Annotated in this window: 26 protein-coding genes; 10 read left to right on the top strand and 16 right to left on the bottom strand. The window is 68.3% G+C overall.

Going from position 1 to position 26,656, the window contains the following annotated elements:
• Positions 1–67: 67 nt before the first annotated feature.
• The 5 genes from J2W22_RS16675 to J2W22_RS16655 form a co-directional block, all read right to left on the bottom strand.
• On the bottom strand, positions 68–430 hold the full coding sequence (locus J2W22_RS16675; protein ID WP_307119353.1) for a ribosomal maturation YjgA family protein: 363 nt from the start codon (positions 428–430) through the stop codon (positions 68–70).
• Positions 427–750 (bottom strand): hypothetical protein, encoded by a 324-nt coding sequence (locus J2W22_RS16670; RefSeq protein ID WP_307119352.1) that lies wholly within the window; start codon positions 748–750, stop codon positions 427–429. Before J2W22_RS16670 ends, J2W22_RS16675 begins: the two co-directional genes overlap by 4 nt.
• Entirely contained in the window at positions 747–2,567 is a 1,821-nt protein-coding gene (locus tag J2W22_RS16665) for a DUF885 domain-containing protein (protein ID WP_307119351.1), read from the bottom strand. The genes J2W22_RS16670 and J2W22_RS16665 overlap by 4 nt, the downstream gene beginning before the upstream one ends.
• 113 nt (positions 2,568–2,680) lie before the next feature.
• Positions 2,681–3,130 (bottom strand): NfeD family protein, encoded by a 450-nt coding sequence (locus J2W22_RS16660; RefSeq protein ID WP_307119350.1) that lies wholly within the window; start codon positions 3,128–3,130, stop codon positions 2,681–2,683.
• Between the two features lies 1 nt (position 3,131).
• The gene (locus J2W22_RS16655) at positions 3,132–4,115 is read right to left on the bottom strand and encodes an SPFH domain-containing protein (protein ID WP_307119349.1); all 984 of its coding nucleotides are present in this window, start codon (positions 4,113–4,115) and stop codon (positions 3,132–3,134) included.
• A gap of 48 nt (positions 4,116–4,163) precedes the next feature.
• Between J2W22_RS16655 and J2W22_RS16650 the strand changes: the two genes are divergently transcribed.
• The 5 genes from J2W22_RS16650 (at position 4,164) to J2W22_RS16630 (ending at position 8,543) form a co-directional block, all read left to right on the top strand.
• On the top strand, positions 4,164–5,003 hold the full coding sequence (locus J2W22_RS16650; RefSeq protein ID WP_307119348.1) for an HpcH/HpaI aldolase/citrate lyase family protein: 840 nt from the start codon (positions 4,164–4,166) through the stop codon (positions 5,001–5,003).
• 39 nt (positions 5,004–5,042) lie between these two features.
• Entirely contained in the window at positions 5,043–5,540 is a 498-nt protein-coding gene (locus tag J2W22_RS16645) for a hypothetical protein (RefSeq protein ID WP_307119347.1), read from the top strand.
• Positions 5,509–6,966, top strand: a complete 1,458-nt coding sequence (guaB, locus tag J2W22_RS16640; protein WP_307119346.1) for an IMP dehydrogenase — start codon at positions 5,509–5,511, stop codon at positions 6,964–6,966. Before J2W22_RS16645 ends, guaB begins: the two co-directional genes overlap by 32 nt.
• An 88-nt stretch (positions 6,967–7,054) precedes the next feature.
• Positions 7,055–8,077, top strand: coding sequence for a phosphatase PAP2 family protein (locus J2W22_RS16635; protein ID WP_307119345.1), 1,023 nt, complete (start codon positions 7,055–7,057; stop codon positions 8,075–8,077).
• Between the two features lie 43 nt (positions 8,078–8,120).
• On the top strand, positions 8,121–8,543 hold the full coding sequence (locus J2W22_RS16630; protein WP_307119344.1) for a hypothetical protein: 423 nt from the start codon (positions 8,121–8,123) through the stop codon (positions 8,541–8,543).
• Between the two features lie 4 nt (positions 8,544–8,547).
• On the opposite strand, the gene J2W22_RS16625 is transcribed toward J2W22_RS16630, so the two are convergent.
• Both J2W22_RS16625 and purT read right to left on the bottom strand, forming a co-directional pair.
• Positions 8,548–9,870, bottom strand: coding sequence for an SAM-dependent methyltransferase (locus tag J2W22_RS16625; protein ID WP_307119343.1), 1,323 nt, complete (start codon positions 9,868–9,870; stop codon positions 8,548–8,550).
• Between the two features lie 91 nt (positions 9,871–9,961).
• The gene (gene purT, locus J2W22_RS16620) at positions 9,962–11,131 is read right to left on the bottom strand and encodes a formate-dependent phosphoribosylglycinamide formyltransferase (protein WP_307119342.1); all 1,170 of its coding nucleotides are present in this window, start codon (positions 11,129–11,131) and stop codon (positions 9,962–9,964) included.
• Between the two features lie 323 nt (positions 11,132–11,454).
• Here purT and J2W22_RS16615 point away from each other — a divergent pair, with 323 nt between their 5' ends.
• Together J2W22_RS16615 and J2W22_RS16610 are read left to right on the top strand one after the other, a co-directional pair.
• Positions 11,455–12,639 (top strand): RsmB/NOP family class I SAM-dependent RNA methyltransferase, encoded by a 1,185-nt coding sequence (locus tag J2W22_RS16615; protein ID WP_307119341.1) that lies wholly within the window; start codon positions 11,455–11,457, stop codon positions 12,637–12,639.
• The gene (locus J2W22_RS16610) at positions 12,636–13,184 is read left to right on the top strand and encodes a tetratricopeptide repeat protein (protein ID WP_307119340.1); all 549 of its coding nucleotides are present in this window, start codon (positions 12,636–12,638) and stop codon (positions 13,182–13,184) included. The genes J2W22_RS16615 and J2W22_RS16610 overlap by 4 nt, the downstream gene beginning before the upstream one ends.
• Before the next feature lie 124 nt (positions 13,185–13,308).
• Here the strand turns inward: J2W22_RS16610 and rsmA are convergent, their stop codons facing one another.
• From rsmA to J2W22_RS16590, 4 genes are all read right to left on the bottom strand, one after another.
• Entirely contained in the window at positions 13,309–14,124 is an 816-nt protein-coding gene (rsmA, locus tag J2W22_RS16605) for a 16S rRNA (adenine(1518)-N(6)/adenine(1519)-N(6))-dimethyltransferase RsmA (RefSeq protein WP_307119339.1), read from the bottom strand.
• Positions 14,121–15,116 carry a 4-hydroxythreonine-4-phosphate dehydrogenase PdxA gene (pdxA, locus tag J2W22_RS16600; protein ID WP_307119338.1) on the bottom strand — a complete coding sequence of 332 codons (996 nt, stop codon included), beginning with the start codon at positions 15,114–15,116 and terminating at the stop codon, positions 14,121–14,123. Before pdxA ends, rsmA begins: the two co-directional genes overlap by 4 nt.
• A 1-nt stretch (position 15,117) precedes the next feature.
• Positions 15,118–16,524 (bottom strand): peptidylprolyl isomerase, encoded by a 1,407-nt coding sequence (locus J2W22_RS16595; RefSeq protein WP_307119337.1) that lies wholly within the window; start codon positions 16,522–16,524, stop codon positions 15,118–15,120.
• Positions 16,525–16,619: 95 nt separating this feature from the next.
• Positions 16,620–18,920, bottom strand: coding sequence for an LPS-assembly protein LptD (locus tag J2W22_RS16590; protein WP_307119336.1), 2,301 nt, complete (start codon positions 18,918–18,920; stop codon positions 16,620–16,622).
• A gap of 121 nt (positions 18,921–19,041) precedes the next feature.
• Between J2W22_RS16590 and J2W22_RS16585 the strand changes: the two genes are divergently transcribed.
• From J2W22_RS16585 to J2W22_RS16575, 3 genes are all read left to right on the top strand, one after another.
• The gene (locus tag J2W22_RS16585) at positions 19,042–19,488 is read left to right on the top strand and encodes a DNA polymerase III subunit chi (protein ID WP_307119335.1); all 447 of its coding nucleotides are present in this window, start codon (positions 19,042–19,044) and stop codon (positions 19,486–19,488) included.
• Between the two features lie 404 nt (positions 19,489–19,892).
• Positions 19,893–20,315, top strand: a complete 423-nt coding sequence (gene ndk / locus J2W22_RS16580) for a nucleoside-diphosphate kinase (RefSeq protein ID WP_183995534.1) — start codon at positions 19,893–19,895, stop codon at positions 20,313–20,315.
• A 176-nt stretch (positions 20,316–20,491) separates the two neighbouring features.
• Entirely contained in the window at positions 20,492–21,214 is a 723-nt protein-coding gene (locus J2W22_RS16575) for a DUF6683 family protein (protein WP_307119334.1), read from the top strand.
• A 226-nt stretch (positions 21,215–21,440) separates the two neighbouring features.
• On the opposite strand, the gene J2W22_RS16570 is transcribed toward J2W22_RS16575, so the two are convergent.
• From J2W22_RS16570 to J2W22_RS16550, 5 genes are all read right to left on the bottom strand, one after another.
• The gene (locus tag J2W22_RS16570) at positions 21,441–22,850 is read right to left on the bottom strand and encodes a sensor histidine kinase (RefSeq protein WP_307119333.1); all 1,410 of its coding nucleotides are present in this window, start codon (positions 22,848–22,850) and stop codon (positions 21,441–21,443) included.
• 181 nt (positions 22,851–23,031) lie between these two features.
• Complete coding sequence (locus J2W22_RS16565; protein ID WP_183996815.1) at positions 23,032–23,751, bottom strand: response regulator; 720 nt, start codon at positions 23,749–23,751, stop codon at positions 23,032–23,034.
• A gap of 96 nt (positions 23,752–23,847) precedes the next feature.
• Positions 23,848–24,264, bottom strand: a complete 417-nt coding sequence (locus J2W22_RS16560; RefSeq protein ID WP_307119332.1) for an EF-hand domain-containing protein — start codon at positions 24,262–24,264, stop codon at positions 23,848–23,850.
• 113 nt (positions 24,265–24,377) lie between these two features.
• Positions 24,378–25,151: a thioesterase family protein gene (locus J2W22_RS16555; protein ID WP_307119331.1), complete on the bottom strand. Its 774-nt coding sequence runs from the start codon at positions 25,149–25,151 to the stop codon at positions 24,378–24,380.
• On the bottom strand, positions 25,148–26,653 hold the full coding sequence (locus J2W22_RS16550; RefSeq protein ID WP_307119330.1) for a class I adenylate-forming enzyme family protein: 1,506 nt from the start codon (positions 26,651–26,653) through the stop codon (positions 25,148–25,150). The genes J2W22_RS16555 and J2W22_RS16550 overlap by 4 nt, the downstream gene beginning before the upstream one ends.
• Positions 26,654–26,656: the final 3 nt, after the last annotated feature.

Below are 26,656 nucleotides of genomic sequence, written 5' to 3'. Positions count from 1 at the left end.
GCGGGGATCCAGGGTTGCAGGCGTCAGTGTCCGTGGCTCTGGATCCCCGCCTTCGCGGGGGTGACGATTATGGTTGAATGAACCGCTCAACTATCAGCGCCGCCACAGCCCCCGCCGCATAGGCGACGAAGTCGAGCCATTCGAAGCTCCCGCCCAGCACCACGCGTGCCACCCGATTGTGCACACCGAGCAGGTCGAGCACATGGATCGCCTGGCCGAACTCGATCACCGCCCCGATCGCGAAGGCCAGCAACGCCGCCGGCAGCGCCCGAAACGGCAGCACCGCGCGCAGCCCGCAATAGACCAGCATCACCGCCAGCACGTCGCCCAGATAGGGCCGGACGAAACGATCGCGCACGAACAGCGCGATCGCCACCTCCACCGCCAACAGCAAGGCGGCGGCCAGTGCGTAACGCGGGCGCCAGGTCATTCGGACGAGAGGATACTGTCCGCCACCACGTCGTGATGCTCGACGTGCAGCGGCCGTTCGAGCAGGTAGCGATCGTCCTCCGGATAGTAGCGCGCGATCGCGATATCGTCCCCGGCAAAGCCGCGAATGTCGTCCAGGCTCTTCCACCAGCTCAGCGTCGTCACTTCGGTGGTGCCGTCGCCCAGGTCGCGGAACAGCATCTGGAATCCGAGATTGCCCGGCGTCGCGGTATAGTCGGTGCCGCCGGTCGCCGCGATATAGTCGCGATAGGCATCGCGCTCCGCGGTGCGGATCACGCCGCGCCAGCGCCGCAGGATCACGCCTTGCGCTCCGCGATGTGCCGGTCGATCACATGCCCCAGCACGGTCATCGGCACATTGCCGCCCAGCACCACCGCGTCATTGAACGCGCGGAAGTCATAGCGGTCGCCCAGCGCCGCTTTGGCGTGGTCGCGCAGCCGGTTGATCTCGCTATGCCCCACCTTGTAGCCGCAGGCCTGGCCCGGCCAGGAGCAATAGCGGTCGACCTCGCCCGAGACTTCCTCGACCGAGGAGCCGTTGGCGGTGACGAACCACTCGATCGCCTGCTGGCGTGTCCAGCGCTTGGCGTGCAGCCCGGTATCGACCACCAGCCGGCAGGCGCGGAAGCCCAGCGACTGGAGATAGCCGAGCTTCTCCGCCGGGTTCTCGGCATAGACGCCCAGGTCGTCGGCCAGCTGCTCGGCATAGAGCGCCCAGCCTTCCGAATAGGCGTTGAACGCCAGGATGCTGCGGATCAGCGGCATGCGGTTGGCATATTCGCCCTGCCAGACATGGCCCGGAATGCCCTCGTGATAGGCGAGGTCGGGCACGCTGAAGCGGGTGTGCAGGCTGGTGGTGCGCAGGTTGAGCCAGACCTTGCCCGGCACCGTTCCGTCGATCGATCCCGCGCCGCCATAGGCGCCGGGTGCCCCCGGCTCCTCCTCAAGCGGCAGGCGGCGTACCTCGACATTGCCCTTCACCAGCGTGTGGAACGCCTGCGGCATCCGCCCGCGGATGTCGGCGATGCGGTCCTGCATGAACTTGATGATCTCGGCGCGGCCCGCATCGCTCTCGGCGAAGGCGAAGCGCGGGTCCTTGGCCAGCGCTTCCATCCGCGCGCCGACCGAGCCCTGCGAATAGCCTTCCTTCTTGAGGATCGCGTCCATCTCGGACTGGATCCTGGCCAGCTGATCGAGGCCCATCTTGTGGACCTCGTCAGGCGTCATCGTCGTCGTCGTGCCCGCGCTCAGCGCCCAGGCGTAATAGGCATCGCCATCCTTGAACTTCCACACGCCGGCATCGCTGGTCGCGCGGGCGCGGTGCTTCTCCAGCTCGGCGATCTGGCGGTCCAGGGCAGGGGTGAGCTTGTCCTTGGCGAGCAACCAGGCGCGCTCGCCGAAATCGCCGTTCATTCCGGCGGTGCGGTTGGCGACCGAGGTCACCACGCCCCAGCCGGCCGGATTGCCGCTGCGGGCGAGCCTGATCTGCTTCAGGCACTTGTCGAGCAGGAAGTCAGGGGCGATCACGCCCTTGCGCGCCGCGATCTTCAGCCGCTCGGTCTCGCCGTCCACCTGCTCGGCATAGCTTTCCAGCCGGTCGAGATAGGCCTCGCCATCCTCCGGCGTCGCGATCTGGTGGTCGCTGTCAAGCATGCGCGGCGTATCGAGGAACGCGCCGACATTCTGCACCACCACATAGGGCGTGTTGCGCCAGCCGCCGGTCGGGACGTCGCCATAGCCGAAGGCGAAGCCCTTCAACGCGTTGGAGAAGCTCGCCTGGATCACATCGATATGGGTGCGCATCGCCGGGCTCAGCGCGTTCAGGTCGAGCTTTGCGATATCGGCCAGCGTCTGTTTCAGGTTGGCGGCGATCTTTGCCTGGCCCTTCAGCGATCGGTCCATCAGCTGGTGCTTGAGGTTCGCGCGCTTGTCCTTGTCGATGCCGAGCGTGGTCGACGTCTCCGGATAGTCGCGCAGCATTTGCTCGGCGACCCGGTCGATCAGCGCCTGGGCGGGCGCGTCGTTCTGCGCGAGCAACGCGCGGGCCGTGGCGGGGGTACCGGCGAGCGCGAGCGTCGAGCCGGCGCCGAGCAGCAACTGACGGCGAGTGGTGTCCATACGAAATCCTCGGAGTAATCGTCATCCCCGCGAAGGCGGGGATCCAGAGCCAAGAGCGGTGTCGCTTGTAACCCTGGATCCCCGCCTTCGCGGGGATGACGAAGAAAGAAACATCAGGCGGGCTCGACGTCGAGCGAGCCGCCGCGTGCGCCGGTGATGCGGACATGCGCGCCGGCGGGGGTGTCGGGGCCGCTCGCCGGCCATTCGCCGTCGCCCACCTTCACCCGGCCCCGGCCGGCGGTGATCGGCTCGACCACGGTGACCACCTGGCCGATCAGCCGGGCGACGCGGTCGTTGAGCAGCGGGTCCGCGCTCGGCACCGGGTTCTGGCGATACCAGCGCCGCCCGACCGCCACCGCCGCCGCCGATGCCGCCGCGAACAGGAACACCTCGAACACCAGGTCGAATGCCGGCACCAGCAGCGTGACCACGCCGGTCACCGCCGCGCCGGCAGCGATGAACACCAGGAAGATGCCCGGCGCCAGCAGCTCGGCGATCGCCAGCACCGCGGCAAGGATAAGCCAGGCGAGGCCCGGCACGGCGAGCAGTTGGTTGAAGTCCATCTCACCCCTCCTTGGGTTCGAATGGCCGCGGGCGCGGCGGGGCAGGGGGCGCCGGCGGACGCGGTGCGCCGCCATTGCCCAGAGCCTCCTTGGCCAGCTCGCCGATGCCGCCCAGCGTGCCGATCAGCTGCGTCGCCTCGACCGGGAACAGGATCGTCTTGGCGTTGGGCGAGGTCGCGAACTTGCCGACCGCCTCGACATATTTCTGCGCGATGAAGTAGTTGAGCGACTGGCTCGATCCCGCCTCGATCGCGTCCGATACCAGCTGGGTCGCCTTGGCTTCCGCCTCGGCCGAGCGCTCGCGCGCCTCGGCGTCGCGGAAGGCGGCTTCGCGCCGGCCTTCGGCCTCGAGGATCTTCGACTGCTTCTGGCCCTCGGCGCGCAGGATCTCCGAAGCGCGGGTACCCTCGGCCTCGAGGATGTTGGCGCGCTTCTCGCGTTCGGCCTTCATCTGGCGGCCCATCGCGTTGACGATGTCGGCGGGCGGGCGGATGTCCTTGATCTCGACGCGGGTGATCTTCACGCCCCAGGGCGTGGTCGCGTGATCGACCACCGAGAGCAGCCGCGCGTTGATCTCGTCGCGCTTCGACAGCGTTTCGTCCAGGTCCATCGAGCCCATCACCGTGCGCAGGTTGGTCGTGGTGAGCTGGAGCAGCGCGATATAGAGGTCGCTCACCTCATAGGCCGCCTTGGCCGCGTCGAGGACCTGGAAGAACACCACGCCGTCGGTGGAGATCATCGCATTGTCCTTGGTGATGATCTCCTGGCCGGGGATGTCGATCACCTGCTCCATCATGTTCACCCGCCGGCCAACCCGGTAGAAGAAGGCGGGGTAGAAGTTGAAGCCCGGTCCGGCGACGCTGGTGAAGCGGCCGAAATGCTCGATCGTGTATTGATAGCCCTGGCGGACGATCGTCACGCTGGAGAAGAGGTAGAGCACGACGACCACGGCCACCGCGCCCAGGAAAACATTGAGTACGAGCATTCCGACTCCCCCTTCACGATTTGCTTCTTGCTAGCATAGAGAGGGGCCATGACCACAGCCCGTCTCGCACCGCGCACCGCCCTGTTCCTGCCGGCGTCCAACCGCCGTGCGATCGAGAAGGCGCGGGGGCTCTCCGCCGACCTGGTGATCCTCGACCTGGAAGATGCGGTGAAGGACGCGGACAAGGCGACTGCCCGCACCGCTGCGGTGGAAGCCATGGTCCAGGGCTTCGGCCCGCGCCTCGCCGCGATCCGGCTCAACGGCATCGAGTCGGGCGAGCATCTGGAGGACGTCGCCGCCGTCGCTGCCTCGCACGCGGACTTCGCCGTGCTGCCCAAGGCCGAGAGCGCCGCCGATGTCGCCCAGGTCGCAAAGGCGCTCGGCAAGCCGCTGCTGGCGATGATCGAGACGCCGCTCGGGGTGCTCGCCGCTGCCGAGATCGCCGCGGTGCCCGGCGTGTCGGGCCTGATCGCCGGCACCAACGATCTCGCTGCCTCGCTCCGCCTGCCGCCATCGAGCGGCCGCGGGCAGATGGGCGTAGCGCTCCAGACCATCGTGCTCGCCGCCCGCGCCAATGCGGTCTGGGCGCTCGACGGCGTGTTCAACCGGCTCGACGATCCCGAAGCGCTGGCCGCCGAGTGCCGCGAGGGCAGGGCGCTCGGCTATGACGGCAAGTCGCTGATCCATCCCAACCAGATCGAGATCGCTGCCCGCGCCTTCGGCCCGACCGAACAGGAGCTCGCCGAGGCCCGCGCCCTGATCGCGGCGGCGACCGGCGGTGCCGAGCGCTACGAAGGCCGGATGATCGAGACGATGCACGTCGACCAGGCCCGCGCATTGCTCGCCCGCGCCTCCGATAGCCCCGTTACGGAACATTTCGGAGCCTAAGGGCGACCCCTTAGGTCGGGCCTATCCTATGATAGGAACATGCCCGGACTCCCCATCCTGCACCGCGACCTGACTGCCGCGCTCGACGAGATCGAGGCGTTGATCGCGGAGCCAGAACTCGACCAGCTTCGCCTCTCGCGCGTCCGCCTCTACATCTCCAAGGTGAATGGCGAGCGCCGCAACAAGGTCGATGCGCTGTGCGAGGAACTCTCGCGCCAGGCGACCGGCATATTCGCCGAGCAGCTGGCGGCGCTCCGCCAGTCAAACATCGAGAAGCGCATCGAATATACCGTGCATGTCGGCACCTGGGGCCCGCGCGAGGTTGCTGCCGACTGGCCGGGCTATTGCCGCGCCTCGGTGACGCTCGCCCGCAGCATCCGCGAGCAGATCGCGATCGAGCAGGCACTGCTCTGCATGACATCCGAAAGCGCCGACCCCCTAGCGCTTTCCGACCCTCGCGGTTACATGGGCCGCCAACTTCCGAATCAGGACATTGGCGCACCCCATGGACATCCCTCTCGGCCTCACCTTCGATGACGTTCTCCTCTATCCGGGGGAATCCGAAGTCCTGCCGAGCATGGCCGACACCCGCACGCGGGTAACCCGCGGCCTCTCGCTCAACATTCCGATCCTCTCCTCGGCGATGGACACCGTCACCGAAGCCGACATGGCGATCGTCATGGCGCAGCTCGGCGGCATCGGCGTCCTCCACCGCAATCTCGACATCGAGGAGCAGGTCGAGGCGGTCCGCGCAGTCAAGCGCTTCGAGAGCGGCATGGTCGTCAATCCGATCACCATGGCGCCCACCGGCACCCTGGCCGAGGCCCGTGCGCTGATGGCCCAGCACCGGATCAGCGGCATCCCGATCGTCGAGGCGTCGGGCAAGCTCGCCGGCATCCTCACCAACCGCGACGTCCGCTTCGCCGAGCGGCTCGACCAGCCCGTCGCCGAGCTGATGACGCACGACAATCTCGCCACCGTCCGCGCTGGGGTCAGCTCGGAAGAGGCGCGCCGCCTGCTCCATTCGCGCCGCATCGAGAAGCTGCTGGTCGTCGACGATGCCTATCGCTGCGTCGGCCTGATCACGGTGAAGGACATCGAGAAGGCGGTGAACTACCCGAACGCCACCAAGGACGCCGCCGGCCGCCTCTGCGTCGCCGCCGCCACCACCGTCGGCGACAAGGGCTTCGCGCGTACCGAGGCGCTGGTCGACGCCGAGGTCGACCTGATCGTGATCGACACCGCGCACGGCCATAATGTCGAGGTCAGCCGCGCCGTCGAGCGGGTGAAGAAGCTCTCCAATCGCGTCCAGGTGATCGCCGGCAACATCGCCACCGCCGAAGCCGCCAAGGCGCTGATCGATGCGGGCGCGGACGGCATCAAGGTCGGCATCGGCCCGGGCTCGATCTGCACCACCCGCGTCGTCGCCGGCGTCGGCGTGCCGCAGCTCACCGCGGTGATGGAAGCCGCCAGCGAAGCCGCCAAGCATGACGTGCCGGTGGTCGCCGATGGCGGCATCCGCACCTCGGGCGACGTCGCCAAGGCGATCGCCGCCGGTGCGTCGACCGCGATGATCGGCTCGCTGCTGGCGGGCACCGAAGAAGCCCCGGGCGAGACCTTCCTCTACCAGGGCCGCGCCTACAAGTCGTATCGCGGCATGGGCTCGGTCGGCGCGATGGCGCGCGGCTCGGCGGACCGCTATTTCCAGCAGGACGTCAAGGACCAGCTCAAGCTCGTGCCGGAGGGCATCGAGGGCCAGGTGGCATTCAAGGGCCCGGCCAAGGACGTGATCCACCAGCTGGTCGGCGGCGTGAAGGCGTCGATGGGCTATGTCGGTGCCGCGACCATCGCCGACTTCCAGAAGAAGGCCCGCTTCGTCCGCATCACCAATGCCGGCCTGCGCGAGAGCCACGTCCATGACGTGACGATCACCCGCGAGGCGCCGAACTACCCGACGCGCTGAGCACCGGGTCCCGATCGAGGACGGGCGGGCAGGCGGACCCACCCTAAGCGATTGCGCGTGCCCGGCAATCCGCTATCCATGACGGATAGTGCCAAGTCTTGATCGCGCCCGGCCGGTGCCGGGCAATGCCCTGTTTCGCCCGCGCCGTGCAGCGCCCGAGATTCCCGCCAACCCCGTTCCGGAGCATCGCCTGCCTTTCCCGACCGGCTTCTCCGCAACGCAGTTGTGGGGAGCGCTCGGGCTGAGCGTCGCGGTCTGCACGATGCTGCTGTGGAAGGCGGGGTTGCGGGTGGACCTGCTGCGGCCGGCCAACGCCCCCTATTTCATCGGCCTCGCGCTCACCTTTGCCGTCCGGCCCGCGCTTGCCCGAACCGCGTTCCGCTGGAGGAAGCCGCTTTCCGACGGCGCCGAATATGTCGGCCTGTTCACGGCGATGGCCTTGCTCGGCGCAGTGAGCACCTATCCGCTCGCGGCACTGTCGCACGGCTTTGCCGATGCCCCGCTCCAGCGGATCGATGAAGCGCTGCGCTTCCACTGGCTCGCCTGGTACGAGATGGTCGCGGCGCACCCCAGTCTCCAGCTTCTCGGCGCGGCCGCCTATCAGTGCATCTATGTGATCCCCGCCGCACTGCTCGCCGGCTTCGCGATCCGGGGCCAGCGGCGCGATGCGCACCATTTCCTCGCCAGCTTCTGGCTGGCCGCGCTGATCACCCTGACCCTCTATCTGTTCATGCCGGCCGTCGGCCCGCTCTCCTATCTCTGGAAAGGGCCGATCCCCTATATGCCGAGCAGCGCGATCTGGCAGGAGCAACTCATCCCGGTGCTGCGCGCGCACCGCATGGGGCAGGTCAACCTCGACCAGCTGCGCGGCCTGGTCTCGGCGCCGAGCTTCCACACCGCGTCCGTCGTCCTCTACATCGCCGCCGCCTGGCGCAGCGGCCCGCTGCGCTGGCCGCTGATCGGCCTGAGCCTCGCCATGCTCGTGTCCATCCCCGTCGAAGGCACGCACTATCTGGCCGACATGATCATCGGTGCGGCGGTCGCCCTGGCCGCGGTGCTCGCCGCATCGAAGCTGATCGGCCGGTACGGCACCGCGGCGCCGGCGGCATAGCCCTGGTAAACGTCTGGAAAGCAATTCGCGCTACGGCGTAACGATGTCCCGGCGTCTCGATATCCTCACCCGGCATCATGATCGCCTGACCGAGATCATGGCCACGGCCCGCACACAGATCACCGATTCCGTCAGGGACGCCGATCTCGACGCGCTGCGCCATCTCCGCCGCGAGATGGTCGAGGCGCTGGCCGCCTATCAGCGCTTCGTCCATGAAGAGATCTACGAGCCCGCCCAGCAGGGCGTCGGCTCGGAAGAGGCGTGCCGCGATGCCCGGGCGCTGAAGATCGACTGCATCCAGCTTCAGCGCGACTATGACGATTTCTGCCTGCGCTGGGCCCGGCGCAACGTCCTCGAGAACTGGCCCGAATACCGCCTGAGCGCGAACGTGATGATGAAGCACGTCAACGACCATATCGCCCAAGTCTGCGAGCTGCGGAAGGGCTGGAACGGGCAGGCGGCCTGAGCACCTATCGGTAGAGGTCCGCCCGCGACGGCGGCAGCCCCGATGGCCCCGCCTGCCGCTTCGTCGCAAGCGTCTGGAACACCAGGCAGGTGCCGCGCTCGAAGGCCAGCGCGAACAGCGTGAAATAAAGCAGCCACAGCCGGGTCCTGCCCGGGCCGATCTCGCACTCGGCCTGTTCGCGATGGCTCCACAGCCGCTCCGCCCAGGCTTCCAGCGTGCGCCGGTAATGCGCGCGCCAGTTCTCCACGTCGTGCACCTCGAAGCCGTGCCGCTCCAGATTGGTCACGGTCATGCCGATGTGATCGAGCGCGCCGCCGGGGAAGATGAACCGCGTGATCACCCGCTGATAGGCGGTCGGCCTGAGAAACCGTGCCGGATCGAGGGTCGCGCGGCGCGTGGTCGCCTGATGCAGATAGCGGCCGCGGGGTCGCAGCAGCCGGTGCATCGACGCGAAATGCCGGTCATGGCTGTCGAAGCCGAGATGCTCGAACATCTCGATCTGGGCGATTGCGTCATAGCATTGCGCGCCGTCGAGCGTGCGATAGTCGCGCAGCTCGATCGTGACCCGGTCCGTCAGGCCGAGCCGCGCGACCTTGTCCCGGGCAAAGTCGAACTGCTCCTGCGACAGCGTGACGCCGTGCACCGTCACCCCGAAATGCCGCGCGGCATGGCAGGCAAGGCCTCCCCAGCCGCAGCCGATGTCGAGCAGGTGCATGCCCGGCTCCAGCCGCAGCTTGCGGCAGATCATGTCGAGCTTGGCCTGCTGGGCAGCTTCGAGCCCGGTCACGCCCTCCGGGAAATAGCCGGAGGAATAGACCATCTCCGGGCCGAGGAAGAGCCCATAGAAGGCGTTCGACACGTCATAATGGAAGCGGATCAGCGCGCCGTCGTCGCGGCCCGTTTCCGGCGCGGTGGCGACGCTTTGGCCATAGGCCAGGGCCTTGGACGCAGCAGGGCCGGCTCGGGCGGCGAGCAGCGCCGGCAAGTGCCGGGCGATGCGCCAGCGCGGGAGAGCACGCGGCAGCGCCAGCGCACGCAAATGGTCCCAGCGCCGCACCGCCTCAAGCGGCGAGCCGCCCTCGATGGTCAGTTCGCCGGCAGCGTAGAGCTCGAACAGGGTCCTCAGCCGGGGTGCGAGCAACAGGCGCCGCACCGCGCCCGGCGAGGCGATGGTCAGCAGGATATCGCTGCGCGCGCCATTTCCCAGCGCGATGATCCGCCCGTCCCAGAGCCTGAGCGAGAGATCGGCCTGCAAGTGCTGGGCGACGATCCGCGCGATCGCTTCCGCTGCATTCGCCGCACGATCGCCCCGCTGATCCGCCCGCATCTGCCCTCCGTCCCCAAGGTGACGGAGGTTTGCTTAGCGCGAAACGCTGGCTTCAATAGCTGCGGAAGACCCTAGCTTCGTCGGAGCGACCTCAGTCGCCATATCCGATGCGCACCTTGCCGGCCGCCTCGGCCGCGATCCGCCGTGCCGCATCGGTATCCCCCGCCAAAGCCAGCGCCACGCCCATCCGCCGGTACGGCCGCGAGTTGGGCTTGCCGAAGATCCGCACATCCACTTCGCCGCCTTCGGTCGCGAGCGCCTCGGCCAGCCCTGCATAGGACAGGCTCTCCGAAGCCCGGTCCGCGAGGATCACCGCGCTCGCCGAGGGCCCCCGCAGCGCGATCGAAGGGATCGGTAGCCCCATCACCGCCCGCGCATGCAGGTCGAACTCGCTGAGGTTCTGCGAGATCAGCGTGACCATGCCCGTGTCGTGCGGGCGCGGCGAAAGCTCCGAGAAGATCACTTCCTCGCCCTTCACGAAGAACTCGACCCCGAAGATGCCATGGCCGCCCAGGTCGTCGACCACCTTGCGCGCCATGTCTTGCGCGTCTGCGATGGCAGAGGCCGACATCGCCGCCGGCTGCCAGCTTTCCTGATAGTCGCCGCGCTCCTGGCGGTGGCCGATCGGCGGACAGAAGAGCACGCCCTCGCGGGTGCGGATCGTCAGCAGGGTGATCTCGTAATCGAAGTCGACGAACTCCTCGACGATCACCCGCTTGCGGTCGCCGCGCATGTTGGCGACGGCATAGTCCCAGGCCCCCTCCAGCGCGCCCGCGTCGCGCACCGTGCTCTGGCCCTTGCCCGAGGAGGACATGACCGGCTTGATCACGCAGGGCAGGCCGGTGTGCTCGGCACCGCTGAGCACTTCCTCCAGGCTCTCGGCATAGCGGTATCGCGACGTGCGCAGGCCCAGCTCGACCGCGGCGACCTCGCGGATCCCGTCGCGGTTCATCGTCATCTGCGTCGCGCGCGCCGAAGGGACGATGGTGAAGCCCTCCGCCTCCAGCTCGGCCAGCACCTCGGTGCGGATCGCTTCCACTTCGGGCACGACATAGTCGGGCTTGTGCTTCTCCACCGCGGCGCGCAGCAGCTCGCCGTCGAGCATCGAGAACACTTCGAAGCCGTCGGCCACCTGCATTGCGGGCGCGCCCTCATATGCGTCGCAAGCGATCACATAAGCGCCCAGCCGCTTGGCCGAGATCACGAACTCGCGGCCAAGCTCGCCCGAGCCGAGAAGCAGGATCTTCGCCGTGAACGCCATGTGCTTGCCTTTGCGCTTGAGGATGGGCGCGTCAGTGGCGGGAAGCGACGAGCTTGTCCATTGCTCAACACACCCGAACAGTTCCCCGGCGAAAGCCGGGGCCCAGGGTAACAGAGCGAGACGGCAGAGAAACCCTGGGCCCCGGCTTTCGCCGGGGAACAGATACGGCAAATGCCGCACGCCAGTTTCCACTACCCAAATAGGAAATCTTCTGCTTCTGCTCTGGCCATGCCGAGCGCGATTTCCCCGTCTCTTGCCCTCCCGCGCACCCGCATGGGGATTCAAGGGATTCAACATTTTTCGCCCCGCGCCGTAGGCGGATCATGAACCCCGCAGCCCGTCTCCAGGCCGCGATCGACCTGCTCGACAAGATCACCGCCGCCGCCCGCGACCAGGGCGGGTCGGCCGACACGATCATCGCGAAGTGGTTCGCCGAGCGCCGCTATGCCGGTTCCAAGGACCGCCGCGCGATCCGCGAGCTGGTCTATGACGCGATCCGCATGCTCGGCGAGCGTCCGGAGAACGGCCGCGCCGCGATGCTGGCGCTGGTCGAGCGCCGGCCCGAGCTCGTGGAGCTCTTCGACGGCTCGCCCTATGGCCCCGCGCCGATCCTGCCCGGCGAGCCCGTCGCCGAAGCCGGCGTGCTGCCGCGCTGGCTGGCCGATGCCTTTGCTGCCTCCGGCCTCGATGCCGACGAGCAGACCGCGTTGTTGGAGCGTGCGCCGCTCGATCTGCGGGTCAACACGCTCAAGGCCGATCCGGCGGTGATCCAGGCCGAGATCAGCGGCGCCGTGCCCTTGCCTTGCCTGCCCGCCGGCCTGCGCGTCCCTTCGGACAGCCCGGTCGAGCAGCTTCCCGCCTATAAGGACGGCCAGTTCGAGGTGCAGGACGCCGGCAGCCAGTTCGTCAGCCTCGCGGCGGGCGTCGAGCGCGGCCAGCATGTCATCGACCTGTGCGCCGGCGGCGGCGGCAAGACGCTGGCGCTGGCGGCGGCGATGGCCAATCACGGGGCGATCCTCGCCTGCGACATCGATCGGCCCAGGCTCTCCCGCCTGATGCCGCGCGCCGAGCGGGCAGGGGTGGGCATCGTCGAGACCCGTTTGCTCAACCCGAACCAGGAAGCGAACATGCTCGCCGACCAGGCCGGTCGCGCCGATGTCGTGCTGGTCGATGCCCCCTGTTCGGGCGCCGGCACCTGGCGCCGCAACCCCGAGGCGCGCTGGCGGCTCAACCCGCAGCGGCTCGATCGCTATGTCGGGATGCAAGCCGCGCTGCTCGATATCGCCGCCGATCTCGTCCGGCCCGGCGGCGTGCTGGTCCATGTCGTCTGCTCGCTGCTCGACGCCGAAGGGGCAGGGCAGGCCGAGGCGTTCCTCGCCCGCCATCCCGGCTGGGAAGTCGAACCGCTGGCGCTCGGTGCGGGCAGCCCGCGCGGGCCGGGCCTTCGCTTCACCCCGCTAAGGGACTCGACCGACGGCTTTTTTGTCGCGAGGATGCGCCGGCCATGATAGCGACCGGCAAGATTTCGGAGAATGTGATGCGGTTCACTGCGATTGGGGCGGCTGGTGCGTTGCTGCTGCTCTCGGTTTCCACCTCGCTGATGGCGCAGCGTGCGGATGATCAGATCGATCCACGCTCGGTCGAGCTGGTCAAGCAGGGTCGGGCGGCCCTGGCTGCCGGCAACCTCCAGGGTGCCGGTGACGCGCTGGAGAGCGCGCTGGTCGTCGATCCGCGCAACCGCGACGCCTATCTCGTCCTCGCCGACCTTGCCCGGAAGAACAATCTGCCCGGCAAGGCGATCCGCCTCTACCGCGAGGCGCTGAGCCTCGAGCCCAACGACACCGCCGCACTGCGCGGCCAGGGCGAGGCGATGGTCGCCAAGGGCGCGATGGAGCGGGCCAAGGAGAATCTCGGCAAGATCGAGAAGCTCTGCGCCAAGGGCTGCGGCGACGCGACCCAGCTCTCGGCAGTGATCGCCAAGGGCCCGCCGGTCACCACGGCCCAGGCCGGCCCGGCCCCGGCGCCCAGCGCGACCCCGACGGCCAAGCCCTGAGCGGCTTGTAAAATAGGATTTCGTCTGATTGGGCAGGGCGGTCCGGCGGAAGCCGGGCTGCTCTTTGACAATCGGCATGGCGCGCGAAAACGCGTCTTTGGCGTGTACTTCGTGTACTTTGAAGTCAGCCCAGCGTTCGGGCGAGCGCGACGAACTCGGCAACGCTCACCGTCTCGGCGCGCCTGGCGGAGTCGATGCCGAGCGTCTCCATCGCCTCGATTGCACCCGGCACGCCCTTCAGGCTCTGGCGCAGCATCTTGCGGCGCTGGCCGAAGGCGGCGGCGGTAAGGTTCTCCAGCGTCTTCAGCCGCACGCCCTCGGGCGCGTCGGCGGGGACGATGTGAACCACCGCCGACATTACCTTGGGCGGCGGGGTGAAGGCCGATCTGTGGACGTTCATCGCGATCTTCGGGGTCGATCGCCACTGAGACAGCACGGCGAGCCGGCCATAATGCTCGCTGCCGGCCTCGGCGACGATCCGCTCGGCGACTTCCTTCTGGAACATCAGCGTCAGGCTCGCCCACCACGGCTCCCACGCCGCCGAGAGCCAGCCGACTAGCAGCGCGGTGCCGACATTATAGGGCAGGTTGGCGACGACGTGCGGCTTGCCCTGGAACAGCGCCGGTGCATCGACTTCCAGCGCATCGCCCTCGATGACCTTGAGCTTGCCGGGAAAGAAGCTGCCGAGCTCCTCCAGCGCCGGGATGCAGCGCCGGTCGCGCTCCACCGCGGTCACGCTGGCGCCGCCCTGGAGCAGCGCACGGGTCAGGCCGCCCGGGCCGGGGCCGACCTCGAACACCTCGGCACCGTCGATCTGGCCCGGCACCTTGGCGATGCGGGCGAGCAGCTGGTGGTCGAACAGGAAATTCTGGCCCAGCGCCTTGCTCGCGCTGAGACCATATTTGCTGATGACGTCCCGGAGAGGCGGAAGGCTGGTCACGCCGCGGCTTCGGCCCTGCGCTGGGCGGCGCTGGCCGCCATCTTGATCGCCGCGATCATCGCGCCGGGGTTGGCCTCGTCCTTGCCGGCGATGCCGAAGGCGGTGCCATGGTCGGGCGAGGTGCGGACGATGGGGAGGCCGAGGGTGATGTTCACGCCTTCGTCGAAATGGAGCGTCTTGATCGGGATCAGCGCCTGGTCGTGCGTCGGGCAGAGCGCGGCGTCATAGCCGGCACGGGCCCGGGGGTAGAACATCGCATCGGCGGCGAAGGGGCCGATGGCGTCGATCCCTTCCTCGCGGAGCAGGGCGATGGCGGGCTGGAGGATTTCGATCTCCTCCCGCCCGATCTGGCCGCTCTCGCCTGCATGCGGGTTGAGCCCGGCAAAGGCGAGGCGAGGGCGCTCGATCCCGAAGTTGCGCAGCAGGCCCCGTGCTGTCACCCGCGCCTTGGCGAGGATCAGCTCGGTGGTCAGCAGGCTCGGCACGCTGGCGATGGAGACGTGCACGGTGATCGGCACCACCCGCAGCGTAGGGCCGGCGAGCATCATCACGGCGTTCTCGGGCGAGATGCCGCAGCGCTCGGCGACGAACTCGGTCTGGCCGGGATGGGTGAAGCCGATCTTGTAAAGCTGGACCTTGGAGACCGGCCCGGTCACCACGCCGCCCGCGGCGCCGGCATTGGCCAGGCCCACGGCCAGCTCGAGCGACTGCAGCGCCGCCTTGGCGCTGGCCTCGTCGGGGCTGCCCGGCGTCACCTGGCAGGTGTCGCCCACCGCGAGCACGGGCAGCGCCTCGGCAAAGGCAGCTTCCGCCTGGTCGGGGTTGGTGATGCGGGCGATGGGGCCGTCCCAGACCCGCTCCACCGCGTCGGGGCAGCCAATGGCGAAGAAGGGCGCGAGCGAATGCAGCTCGCGCGCCTTCCATGCCTTGGCGGTTATCTCGGGGCCGACGCCGGCCGAATCGCCCATGGATATGGCGAGCGGCCGGATCACCTCAGCGATATTCGATCAGCGCGTCGCGCCGCAGGTCGCGGAGCATGCGCTGTGCGCGCAGGTTGGTGCGCTGCTCGGCGACCTGGTCCTGGATCTGCTCGATCGAGGGCTGGCCCGGAGGGGGCGGATCGTCGCGGCCGCAGACCACCAGTACGCGCACACCGTCCTCGACGGTGCCGAAGGGCTGGGTCACCTGGCCGACCTGGAGCGGCAGGATGATCTGCTGCAGTGCGGGCGGCAGGTCGCCGATCACCACGCCGTCCTTCTCCACCACTTCCGCATTCTGGGCAGCCGCGACGTTGGACGCGTCGCCACAGCCCTTGATCGCCTGCGTCGCCTGGGAGAACTGGCTGGCGCGGGCCGAGGCCTGCGCCTCTGTCGTGCCCTTGGGGAAGGTGATGGTGATCTGCCGCAGCGAGAGCTTGGCGCCGCGCGGATCGGCCATGCCGATCTTGCGCTTGTCGGCGAGGTACACGATCGAAAAGCCGGTCGTGAGCGGGATCGGCCCGGCGACCTGACCCGTCTGCATTTCCTCGACGGCCTTGGCCATCTCGTCGGGCAGGATGCCCGGGGCGAGACGGATCCAGCCGAGGTCGCCGCCCTGGCCCTTGGTCGAGCTCTCCGAATAGGTCTTGGCGAGATAGTCGAACGGCGCGCCTTCCTTCATCTGCTGGATGATGCGCTGCATGCCTGCATAGACTTCCTGCTTCCGGTCGTCCGTCGCGTTCATGTAGATTTCGTAGACGTGATATTCCTCGCTGCCCTGCGCGGCCTTGAGGCGCGCGAGGATGGCATTGGCCTCCTCGTCGCTCACATTGACGTCGACCTTGCGGCGGAGCAGGCGGCTCCAGGCGACTTCGCCCTCGATCTGCTTGCGCATCGTGCGCTCGGAGGCACCCGCCTGGCGCAGGAAAGCGCGCATCTGCTCGGGCGTCCTTTGCAGGCGCCGGGCGACGGCGCCGAAGCTGGAATCGATCTCCTTGGGATCGACGGTGATCTCATTGGCCTTGGCTTCCTGGATCTGCAGCGTCTCGTCGATCAGCTGGCGCAGGATCATCAGGCGATACTGGTCGCGCTCGTCCGGCTTCAGGTTGAGCTTGTTGAGCGCGATGATCAGGTTGAGCCGCTGATCGACATCGGTGCCGGTCAGCACCGTGTCGTTCACGATCGCGGTGGGCTTGCGGATATTGGGATCGGCCTTGCCGAACAGCTTGATATCGCGCGGCAGATCGAGCTGCGCGGCGAGCGCCGCAGCGGCATCTTCCTGCGAGGGCTGTTGCGGCTGCTGCTGAGCGGGCGGCGTGTCCGACACCGTCTGCGCCATCGCCCCCGACGCCAGGCTGGAGATCGCGAGCGCCAGAACGGACAAGCGGCCTGCGCGGATCGCCTTGCTAACACCAATGTTCACGTGATTCCGTACCCTCAAATCTGCCGGAAAGTGGCGCATAATGGCCAATTGTGCCTGAACTTAGGCTTACTACCGACGTTCCCCTCGCCCGGAGCCTAGCGCCCCAGGTTCTTGAACGCCAGCGACAACAAATAGGAATTGCCGCGCGAGGCGTCGCCGGTGGTGGCGTAGTCGCGCTTCCAGGTCAGGCCCAGGCGGAGGCAATCGTCCTCATAGGTGATGCCCAGGCGGTGGCGCACCGGCTCGAACCCGTCGGCGAGCGAGGTCGGGTCCTCCTTGCGATCGGTAAGGTCCACCAGCGTCGAGCCCGAGAGCGACCAGAAGCGGGCGATCTGGATGCGGGCGCCGAGGCGAAGCTCCTCGCGGTCCTGCAGGTCCTCGAGCGAGGCGTTGATGTTGCGGTTGAGGCGCAGATAGCCGATCTGGGCATAGGTCGAGCGCGAGCCGAGCGTCATGTCGACTTCGTTGCGGCGGAAGGCGAGGCTGTCCTTGTCGAGCCGGTAGCGGTGGGTGAAGCTGACGAAGTCGCGGAAGCGGATCACGGTGCGGCCGACGATGTCGGACACCCGGTCGTTCAGGCCTGTCCCATCCGGGAACAGCGTCGGGCGCGACGAGATGCGGTAGCTCTGGCCGACATTCGCGTCGATCGAGAAGCCCGGCAGGTAGAGCGCGTAATCCAGGCCCCAGGTGAAGCGGGTCGAATCCTCAAACCGGTCATAGCCGGGGAAGCGATTGAGCGCGAAGAGGTTCGAATCCTCGAGGTCGACCGCCCGCGCGTCCTCGTTCGGCACCTCGAGATTGGCGATCTTGGGCGATGCAACCACTTGGAAGCGCGGCGTGATCCGCTGCGTGCCACCGAACAGCGAGCCGACCAGCGGCCATTTCACGTCCACCGCACCGGCGGCGATGCCGCGGGTGTGGAAGCCGTCCTCGCCGCGATAGCTGGCGATGCTGGTCAGCATCGTGTCCGAGGCATTGTAGAGGTCGCCGCGGGCATAGGCGGTGAAGGTGATCTCCTGACCCCAGTTGGTCAGGCGGCGCAGGTCCCAGCGGGCGCTGGCGAAGGCGCGCTGCGAATCCTGACCGTCGGACCGGCCGATCGCCAGCGTGTTGAGCTGGAACTCGAATCGTCCGCCGATCAGCCCGTCGTCCATCCGGCGGCGATAGTCGATCTCGGGCAGGGCATAGGGCTGGAGGCCCTGGCGCTCGCCGACGCGCAGCGTCTGCACAACCCAGGCATTGATCGAGAAATAGCTATCCGGATCAATGCGTTCCACGCGAATATTGTTACGCAATCTGTCGTCGCGCGAGATGTCGTAGCGCCGCAGGAAGGTGCGGTCCGTGGTCAGTCGGAACGAGGCGCTGGCGCTCCAGGCCGGGTCGAGCTGGAAGTTGCCGACCGCATCGACATAGCCGCGGAAGTCGTTCTTCGACGTCGCCGGGGTGACCGGCACGGTGAGGTCATCGGCGCGGCGGCTATAGGTGCCATAGGCCGTGACGCGGAAGGCGCCGAGCGAATTGAGCTCGCGATACTCGCCCTGCAGCACCGGCAGCACGCCCGAATAGATGCGCGGGGTGATCGTCAGGTCACGATTGGGCGCGAGGCTGAAATAATAGGGCAGCGCGAACTGGACGCCGTTGGCGCGGTTGTAGCGCAGGTCGGGCGCCAGGATGCCGCTGGCGCTCTCCCCGCCGACCGGGTGCGAGAAGACCGGCAGCGGGATCGTCGCGAAGCCGAACACCGAGACGCGCGCGCCGGTGTAGCGCAGCCGCTTCTTGGCAGGCTCATAGACCACGCGGGTCGCGGTGATCTTCCAGCTCGGCTCCTTCGGGCAGCCTTCCGAATCGCTGACCGAGCAGGGCGTGTAGGCGGCGTTCTCGACCGTGAAGCTGCCATCCTCATGCCGTTCGCCGCGCTGGGCGGCGACGCGGCCGCCGGCGTCGAGCACGACCAGCATGTTCTGGACGACACCGTCCTTCAGGCTGTCGGTCAGCTCGATCTTGTCGCCATAGGCGCTGTCGCCCTGCGGATTGACCAGGACGACATTGCCCTCGGCCACCACCTGGCCCGACTTGCGGTTCCACACCACCTTGTCGGCACGCAGCCGCTCGCTGCGGCGATAGAGGCGGACGTCGCCGGTGGCGGTGACCACGTCCTGCTCATTGTCATAGTCGAGCTGGTCGGCGGTGAACTGGATCTGGTCCTCGCCCTCGGGCAGCGCAGTCGGCGAGGGCGGCGGCGGAGCGACCGGCGGAGTCTGGAGATCGGGCACGGCCGACGGGGCCGGCGCAGCCGCGGGCGCTTCCTGAGTCGGTTCGGTCTGTGTCTGCGCGCGCGCCTCCGCTGCCAGGCACAGGCCGAGCGCGGCCGACAGCAGCAAGGCCTTGCGCGTCACTTCGATTCCCACCTTTGTTTCTCACTCCCGTGCACGCGGCCGTTCCCGCCCTATCGCAGCGGTTGCGCCACCGCAACGTCACGTGCGTTGGCCCGAACGCACGGAAGCGCTAACAGGAGCCATGCAGGTCGATTTCTACCACCTCACCCAGCTCCCCCTGGAACGCGCGCTGCCGCGGATCGCCGAACGCGTGGTCGAGACCGGCGGGCGGCTGCTGATCGTCGCCGGGGAGGCGAGCCAGCGGGCGAAGCTCGACCAGCTGCTGTGGACCTATAGCCCGGAAAGCTTCCTGCCGCACGGCCAGGCCGGCGGGCCGGACGACGACCGCCAGCCGATCCTGATCGCCGGCGAGGCGGGTGCGGCACCGGCCAATGGCGCGAAGAACATCGCGCTGGCCGACGGGGTATGGCGCGACGAGGCGCTGGGCTTCGACCGGGCTTTCCACTTCTTCGACGAGGACCGCATCGCCGAGGCGCGGGCCGCCTGGAAGGGGCTGGCGGGTCGCGAGGGGGTGGAGCGCAATTACTGGAAGCAGAACGAGCAGGGGCGCTGGGAAAAGGCGGCCTGAGCGGACGCTTCGGACGCGGAAGTTGGCTGGGGTTGCGCGGGGAAGTGGTTGTCAAACCAGCGGTTCGTTCCGTTTCTGATACGTCATCCCCGCGAAAGCGGGGACCCATCGCCGGGGCTATCCTCCTCACATCCGGTGTATTTCGGGCGACTTCAGGAGATGGGCCCCCGCTTTCGCGGGGGTGACGGGTGGTGTGCAGCAGCGGACAGTCTGCACGCGAATGTTGGCGCGCGTCGCCGAACGGGCCACGCACGTCATCGCATCGTCTTCACGGTTCAAAGAGCTCCGGCGGGAACAATAGCAGAACATCGTCCTGTAGGAAATCCGGGACGCTTGCATCCTGCGCATCCGCGGACTAGGGAGCCGCGACTTTTCCCAACCCCAAAAGCAGGAGCCGCACGGCCATGGCCGCGACCCGGACCTTTTCGATCATCAAGCCCGATGCCACCCGCCGCAACCTGACCGGTGCGGTCACCAAGATGCTCGAGGAGGCCGGCCTGCGCGTCGTCGCTTCCAAGCGCATCCAGATGAGCCGCGAGCAGGCCGAGGGCTTCTACGGCGTCCACCGCGAGCGCCCCTTCTTCAACGACCTGGTCGAGTTCATGATCTCGGGCCCGGTCGTCGTGCAGGTGCTCGAGGGCGAGAACGCCGTGCAGGCGAACCGCGACATCATGGGCGCCACCAACCCGGCAAACGCCGAGCCCGGCACGATCCGCAAGGAGCTGGCCGAATCGATCGAGGCGAACTCGGTCCATGGTTCGGACTCGGAAGAGAATGCCGCGATCGAGATCGCCTTCTTCTTCCAGCCGGAAGAGATCGTCGGCTGAACGCCGCGGTTTCTACACCGATTTGGATGCGAAAGGCCGGGGTGGAAGCCCCGGCCTTTTTCGTTTGCGGATCCGGGCGCAAGACGGCGGAAAATGCGCACCGTCCACCGCCGCGACCTTGCCGGCTTTCCGCGCGCCGATAGCCCTGTGCCAATATCGGCGTCGGGAGTGTGCGGATGAAGCATATCATGGGCCTGGCGCTCGGCGCCGCGTTGCTGGGCGCCGCGCCGGTGCAGGCGCAGGTGGTCGATGGCTGGGGCTGGACGATCGTCACCCCGTCGATCGCGCGGACCGACATTCTGGGCATGCATCTGGCCGATCTCGAGAAGCGGCGCGGCGGGGCGGCGGCCAAGGCGGCAACCCCTCGAGCGCGGCCGGTTGCAGTGCCTGTCTCCGCTTTCGCGTACAGGCCGTCCGCAGCGGTGCGAAAGGCCAGCCTCGATGCGATGCTCGTCAAGGCGCGCAAGGGCGATCCCGCCGGCGCCCGCTCGCTCGAGCAGCTGATGGAGCAGGGCGACCTTATCGAGCGGATGGGGCAGCTGCTCGCACCGGTGAAGCTGCGCACCGACAATCTCGCCGATGCCTATGCGCTGTGGTGGATCGTGATGTGGAACGCATCGCAGGGGAAGAGCGCCGATCCGGACCCGGTTGTTTGCACTGCCGTGCGGAACCAGGTGGTGGCGCTGCTGCCGGGGCAGGCGAAGCTGGACGATGCCGACAAGCAGCGATTGGCAGAGGGGCTGTTGCTCCAGGCGATGCTGGTCGAAGCGGCGATCGACCAGGCCAAGGCGCCGTCCGAAAAGGCGCAGGTCGCCGCGCTGGTTCGGCGGACGGTGGCGCCGATGGGGATGGATTTCACGGCGATGACGCTGACGGGGAAGGGGTTCGTGGCGCAGTGATGCGGGCCGACCGTTAGTTCCCCGGCGAAGTAATTCCGTCATCCCGGCGAAAGTCGGGATCTCGTGCGGCTCTTGTCCCGTGCCTTCGCCTGAGATCCCGGCTTTCGCCGGGATGACGGTTTGGGGCCTATGACGGTTTGGGGTGTATGACGGTAGGCCGGCCCCTCCACCACCGCCTTCGGCGGCGGTCCCCCTCCCTGAGACAAGCTCGGGCAGGAATATATAACTAGCTCCGCGGCAGGGTGATCGTCGCGACCAGCCCGCCGCCGTCGCGGTTGGCGAGGCTGATCTCGCCGCTGGCGTCGCGGACGATGGCGCGGGCCAGGGCAAGGCCGAGGCCGGCGCCGCCGGTCTCGCGGTTGCGGGATTCCTCCAGGCGCGTGAAGGGATCGAAGACCTTCTCGAGCTTCTCCGGCGGGATGCCGGGGCCGCGATCGCACACTTCGATGCGGACGCTGCGGTCGTCCGAGCGGAGACGCACTTCGGTGGCGCCGCCATATTTGATCGCGTTCTCGATCAGGTTGCGCACCGCGCGGCGCATCAGCGACGGGCGCAGATGCATGCGCAGGCGCGGGGCTTCCTCGAAGGTCACGTCCTGGTCGAGGTCGCGGAAATCCTCGACCACCGCGTCGATCAGCGCCGACAGGTCGACATCGGTGGGCGGTTCGCTCGGGCGCCCGAGCCTTGCCAGGCTGAGGATGTCGTCGAGCGTATGGTTCATCTCGTCGATCGTGTCCGCCATGCGCGCGCGGTCCTCGTCGTCCTCGACCGATTCGATGCGGACGCGGAGGGCTGCGAGCGGCGTGCGCAGGTCGTGGCCGATCGCGCCGAGCATGCGGTCCTTCTCGTCGAGCATCGCGGTGACGCGGGTGCTCAGCGAGTTGTACGCGGCGATCACCGCGCGGACGTCGCTGGGGCCGGCCTCCTCGACCGGATCGGCATCGTCGCCGGGGTGGAAGTCGCGCGCGGCGGTGGCGAGCTTGCGCAGCGGGCGGGCGATACGGTGGCCGGCCCAGAGCACGGGGACGAGCACGACGATGTAGAGGATCAGCGTCTGGGCGAGCAGCTGCCAGATCAGCGCGCGCTCGGTGCGGGGCCAGGCCGAGCTGAGCGACAGCCAGCCCTTGCCGGGCAGCTCGACCCCGACCATCAGTTCGGCGCCGAGGCGGCGCAGGCGATCGGCGCGGGCGGGATCCATGCGCTTGAGCAGCGGGCGGTTGGCGTCGATCGGGCGGATCACCGCGATCACCTGGCCGACCTGCACCCCGCCATCGGTGAGCCCGCGGCGCAGGTCGCGCTCGATATCGGGCCGGCGGCTGAGCTCGGCGGGGATCGGGTTGGCGGGGACGAATTCGACCCGACCGCCGCGGCCCTGGCGGCGGTCGCGACCGTCGCGGCCCTCACGGCGATCCATGGCGGCGGGGCTGTCGGGACGCGGATTGACCGGGGTGCCGAGCCGCTCGGCGGCATCGATCAGCCGGGTGACCGAGGGGACGATCACCTGGGCGAAGCGGGCATTCTGCCGCTCGCGGACGAGCAGGCCGAAATTGATCGCCTGGGCGACGAACAGCGCCACCGCGACGAGGAGCGCGATCTGGCCTGGGAGGGAGCGGGGGAAGAGGCGGGTGATCAGCATTCCGAGTGCTCAAGCGGCAGGGAGTTGGCGCCCCACCGTCCACAAGCCTCTCCCCGGCGAAGGCCGGGGTCCAGTCCCTCAGAAAACACGCGCGGGAGCGCGTCTTCGCGGGCACGCTTAGTCTGGGCCCCGGCCTTCGCCGGGGAAAAGGAAGGAGGATGGCTCAGAGCCGAACCCCGCCTCAAAGCCGGGTCACTTCCGCCGCAAGCGTGTACCCGCCGCCCCACACCGTCTTGATGATCGCGGGGTTCTTCGCGTCGATTTCGATCTTCTTGCGCAGCCGGCTGACCTGGTTGTCGATCGCGCGATCGAAGGCGGCGGCTTCGCGGCCCTGGGTCAGGTCGAGCAGCTGGTCGCGGGTCAGCACCGCGCGGGGGCGGGTGACCAGGGCGTGGAGGAGATTGTACTCGCCGGTCGAGAGCGGGACCGAGACGCCCTCGCGATCGACCAGCGCGCGCTCGCCGGTCTTGAGCACCCAGCCAGCAAAGGCGAAGCTGCCCGCATCGGGAGCGTGCTGGCGGGTGCCGCCGGCCTGGAGGCGGCGCAGCACCACCTTGATCCGGGCGGCGAGCTCGCGCGGGGAGAAGGGCTTCACGACATAATCGTCGGCGCCCATCTCGAGCCCGACGATCCGGTCGGTCTCCTCGCCGCGCGCGGTGAGCAGGATCACCGGCGTGTCGCTGGTCTCGCGGATGTGGCGGCAGAGCGACAGGCCGTCCTCGCCGGGCATCATGATGTCGAGCACCACCAGATCGATCGCATAGGCGGCCATGCGGGCGCGGGCGCCCTCGGCATCGCCGGCCTGGGTGATCCGGAACCCCTGCTTGGTGAGATACTGGGCGAGCGGCTCGCGGATCGAGCGCTCGTCCTCGACGAGCAGGAGGTGCGGCGTATCCGACATGTCGGGTTCGTAGGTCATGGGCGCAGCGCAAGGCAAGGGGAAGGGGTGCCCGGGCGGGCGAGGAGGCAAGAGCCCGCCCGGGCCGAAGCGGCCGACTTAGTTGTTGCCGTCGGCCGGTGGGGAACCCTGGCGATCGCGCATGCGGTCCATCATCGCCTGGATCTCGGCCTGGTCGATCTTGCCGTCGTGATTGGCATCGAGCCGGTCGAAGCGGCGCTGGGCCTGGGCCTGCATGTCGGCAAGGGTGACGTCGCCGGTCATGTTGCGCATGCCCATGCCGCCGCCACGGCCCGCGGCATCGCGCTCGGCCTGGCTGACCTTGCCGTCCTTGTCGGTATCGAGCCGGGCGAAGCGCGCGGCGACGTCGGCGTCATATTCTTCCTTGGTGATGACGCCGTCCTTGTTGGCGTCGAGGCGGCCGAACATGCCGGCGCCGCGCGGGGCATCCTGGGCAAGGGCCGGAACCGCACTCAGGGTCGCGGCGAAGGCGGCAGCGAGGAGGAACTTCTTCATCGGGGCTGAACTCCTTGGTCGCGGAGGTTTATGGCCCCCCGTCAGGGTTCGGCTTTTCGCCCGTGGCTGTCGCAATGGTTTGTCAGGCCGGCGGGAAACTGTCGCAAATTGTGTCAGCCGAAGATGGCGACGCCCTGCATGGCCTCGGCAATGGGTTCTCCCGCCGCGTTCCAGATCGCCATGCGCTGGGTGGAATAGCCGTGATGCGCGGTATCGGCATGGGCGTGGAGCAGCCACCAGCCATCGGTGGTCGCGGGCGTGGCGGTCTGGAAGTTGATCTGCCAGTTGAGCGAGCTGAGCGGGGTGCGGCGCTCCTCGAGCAGCTTGAACGCCGCCGGAGGGAGTGCGTCCCCGATCGCCATCATCTCGACGAACGGGTGGAGGCCGGCATGGTCGCGCAGGCGCGCCCAGCGGAGCCATTCGGCGGGGCCGAGGCCTTCCTTGCGATCGTGGAAGTTGAAGTTGCCGGTGAAGAAATCCTCGGGGCCGGTGTAGAGTTCGGCATCGGGGGCGGGCGGCGCCTGGGTGGCGCGCGGGGCGGTGTCATGGTCGAGCGCCGAAGCGAGCGGGGCCATGAACACGAAGGTGGCGCGCATGCCGAGCCCGGCGTCGGAGGTGACGTCGGACTGGATGAAGGCGGCGTTGCGGCCGCGGCGCAGCTTGGTGGCGGTGACGGTCACCTCGCCGGCGAGCGGGCCGATGAACGCGACCTGGGCCGAGCGGAGCGGGGGCAGGTCGGGCTCGACCTCCAGCGCCGCCTGGAGCGCGAGCGCGGCGGAGAGGCCGCCATAGGCCGTACGGCCCTGCATCCAGTCGGTCGGGACTGTGGTGGTGAAGCCGGTTTCAGTGCGGGTGGCGGCGGCGAGGATCGTGGCGAGCGGAGTCATGCGGCGGCGTATTGGTCGCGCAGCTCGCGCTTGAGAATCTTGCCGATGGCGCTGCGAGGCAGCTCGTCGACCCGGACCAGGTCGGCGAGGCGCTGGGTCTTGCCGACCCGCTCGTTGAACCAGGTGAGGATTTCCGCCGGTTCGCCGGGGCCGGTGTAGAAGCCGATAGGGGTCTCGCCCCATTGCTCGGAGGGAATGCCGACCACGGCGCAGTCGCTGACGCCGTCATGGCCGATCAGCACCGCCTCGAGGTCCGAGGGATAGATGTTGAACCCGCCCGAGATGATCAGGTCCTTCTTGCGGTCCATCAGGATCAGGAAGCCGTCCTCGTCGAACCGGCCGACATCGCCGTGACGGATGTAGCGGTTGCCCTCGGCATCGTGCCAGGTCGCCGCGGCAGTGGCCTCGGCGCGGCCGTGATAGCCGGTCATCATCGCGCCCGAGCGGCCGACGACCTCGCCCATCTCGCCCTGGGGGACCTCGTTGCCCTCCTCGTCGATCAGGCGGATGTCCTGGCCGGGGAGCGGCGTACCGACGGTGTGGAGCTTGGCGGGGTGCATGTTGCAGACCAGCGCCGTGGTGCCGCCGCCCTCGGTCATGCCGTAATATTCGACCAGCAGGCCGGGCCAGCGGGCGAGGACGTCTGCCTTCAGCGCCGGCGAGAAGGGCGCGCTGGTGCAGGTCTTGAGCGCGAAGCTCGACAGGTCGAAGCTGTCGAAATCGGGCAGCGCCATGATCCGCTGATACTGGACGGGCACAAGCATGGCGTGGGTGGCGCGGTGCTTCGCCGCCTGGCTGACGAAAGCATGCGCGTCGAACTTGCCGAGCAGCACGGCGGTGCCGCCCCAGGCGATGGTCGGGATGAAGCTGACCAAAGTGGTGTTCGAATAGAGCGGGGTGGCGATCATCGTCACCGCGCTGCCGAAGCCGCCGGGCGCGCGGGCGATGTGGATCCAGCGCATCGCCTGGGGCTGGACGATGCCCTTGGGCGTGCCGGTGGTGCCGGAGCTGTAGATGATGTTGAAGGGATCGTCGGGGCCGATCTCGACCGGCTCGGGCCTGGCGCCTTCGGGGGCGAGGAAGTCGTCGAGGGCTTCGAGGCGCACCGGCTTGGCGGCTACCTGCGTGTCGCCGAGCGCCTTGGCGCCCGCGTCGTCGAGGAACAGGATCTTGGCGCCGCTGTCGGCGATCATCGCGGCGAGCTGCTCCGCGGTGGCCGAAGGCTGGAGCGGGGCGGGGATGCCGCCGGCGCGGAGAGCCGCCAGGAAGGCCGCGCCATATTCGATCGAGGAAGCGGCGAGGATCGCGACCGCGTCGCCCTTGCCCACGCCTTCGCGCTGGAGCGCCGTGGCGAGACGGTCGAGCAGCGCGTCGAGCCCGGCATAGGAGATCGCGCGGTCCTCGAAGATCATCGCCGGCTTGTCGGGCCGCTCCCCGGCATGGCCGCGGATCAGATCGGACAGAGCAGCGAATTCGCTCGCCAGCATCTCGTCGGTACGCATAAC

This window comes from Sphingomonas kyeonggiensis, from assembly GCF_030812785.1.
GTDB classification, from domain to species: domain Bacteria; phylum Pseudomonadota; class Alphaproteobacteria; order Sphingomonadales; family Sphingomonadaceae; genus Sphingomonas; species Sphingomonas kyeonggiensis_B.
This window is presented reverse-complemented; position numbering and strand designations above follow the sequence as displayed.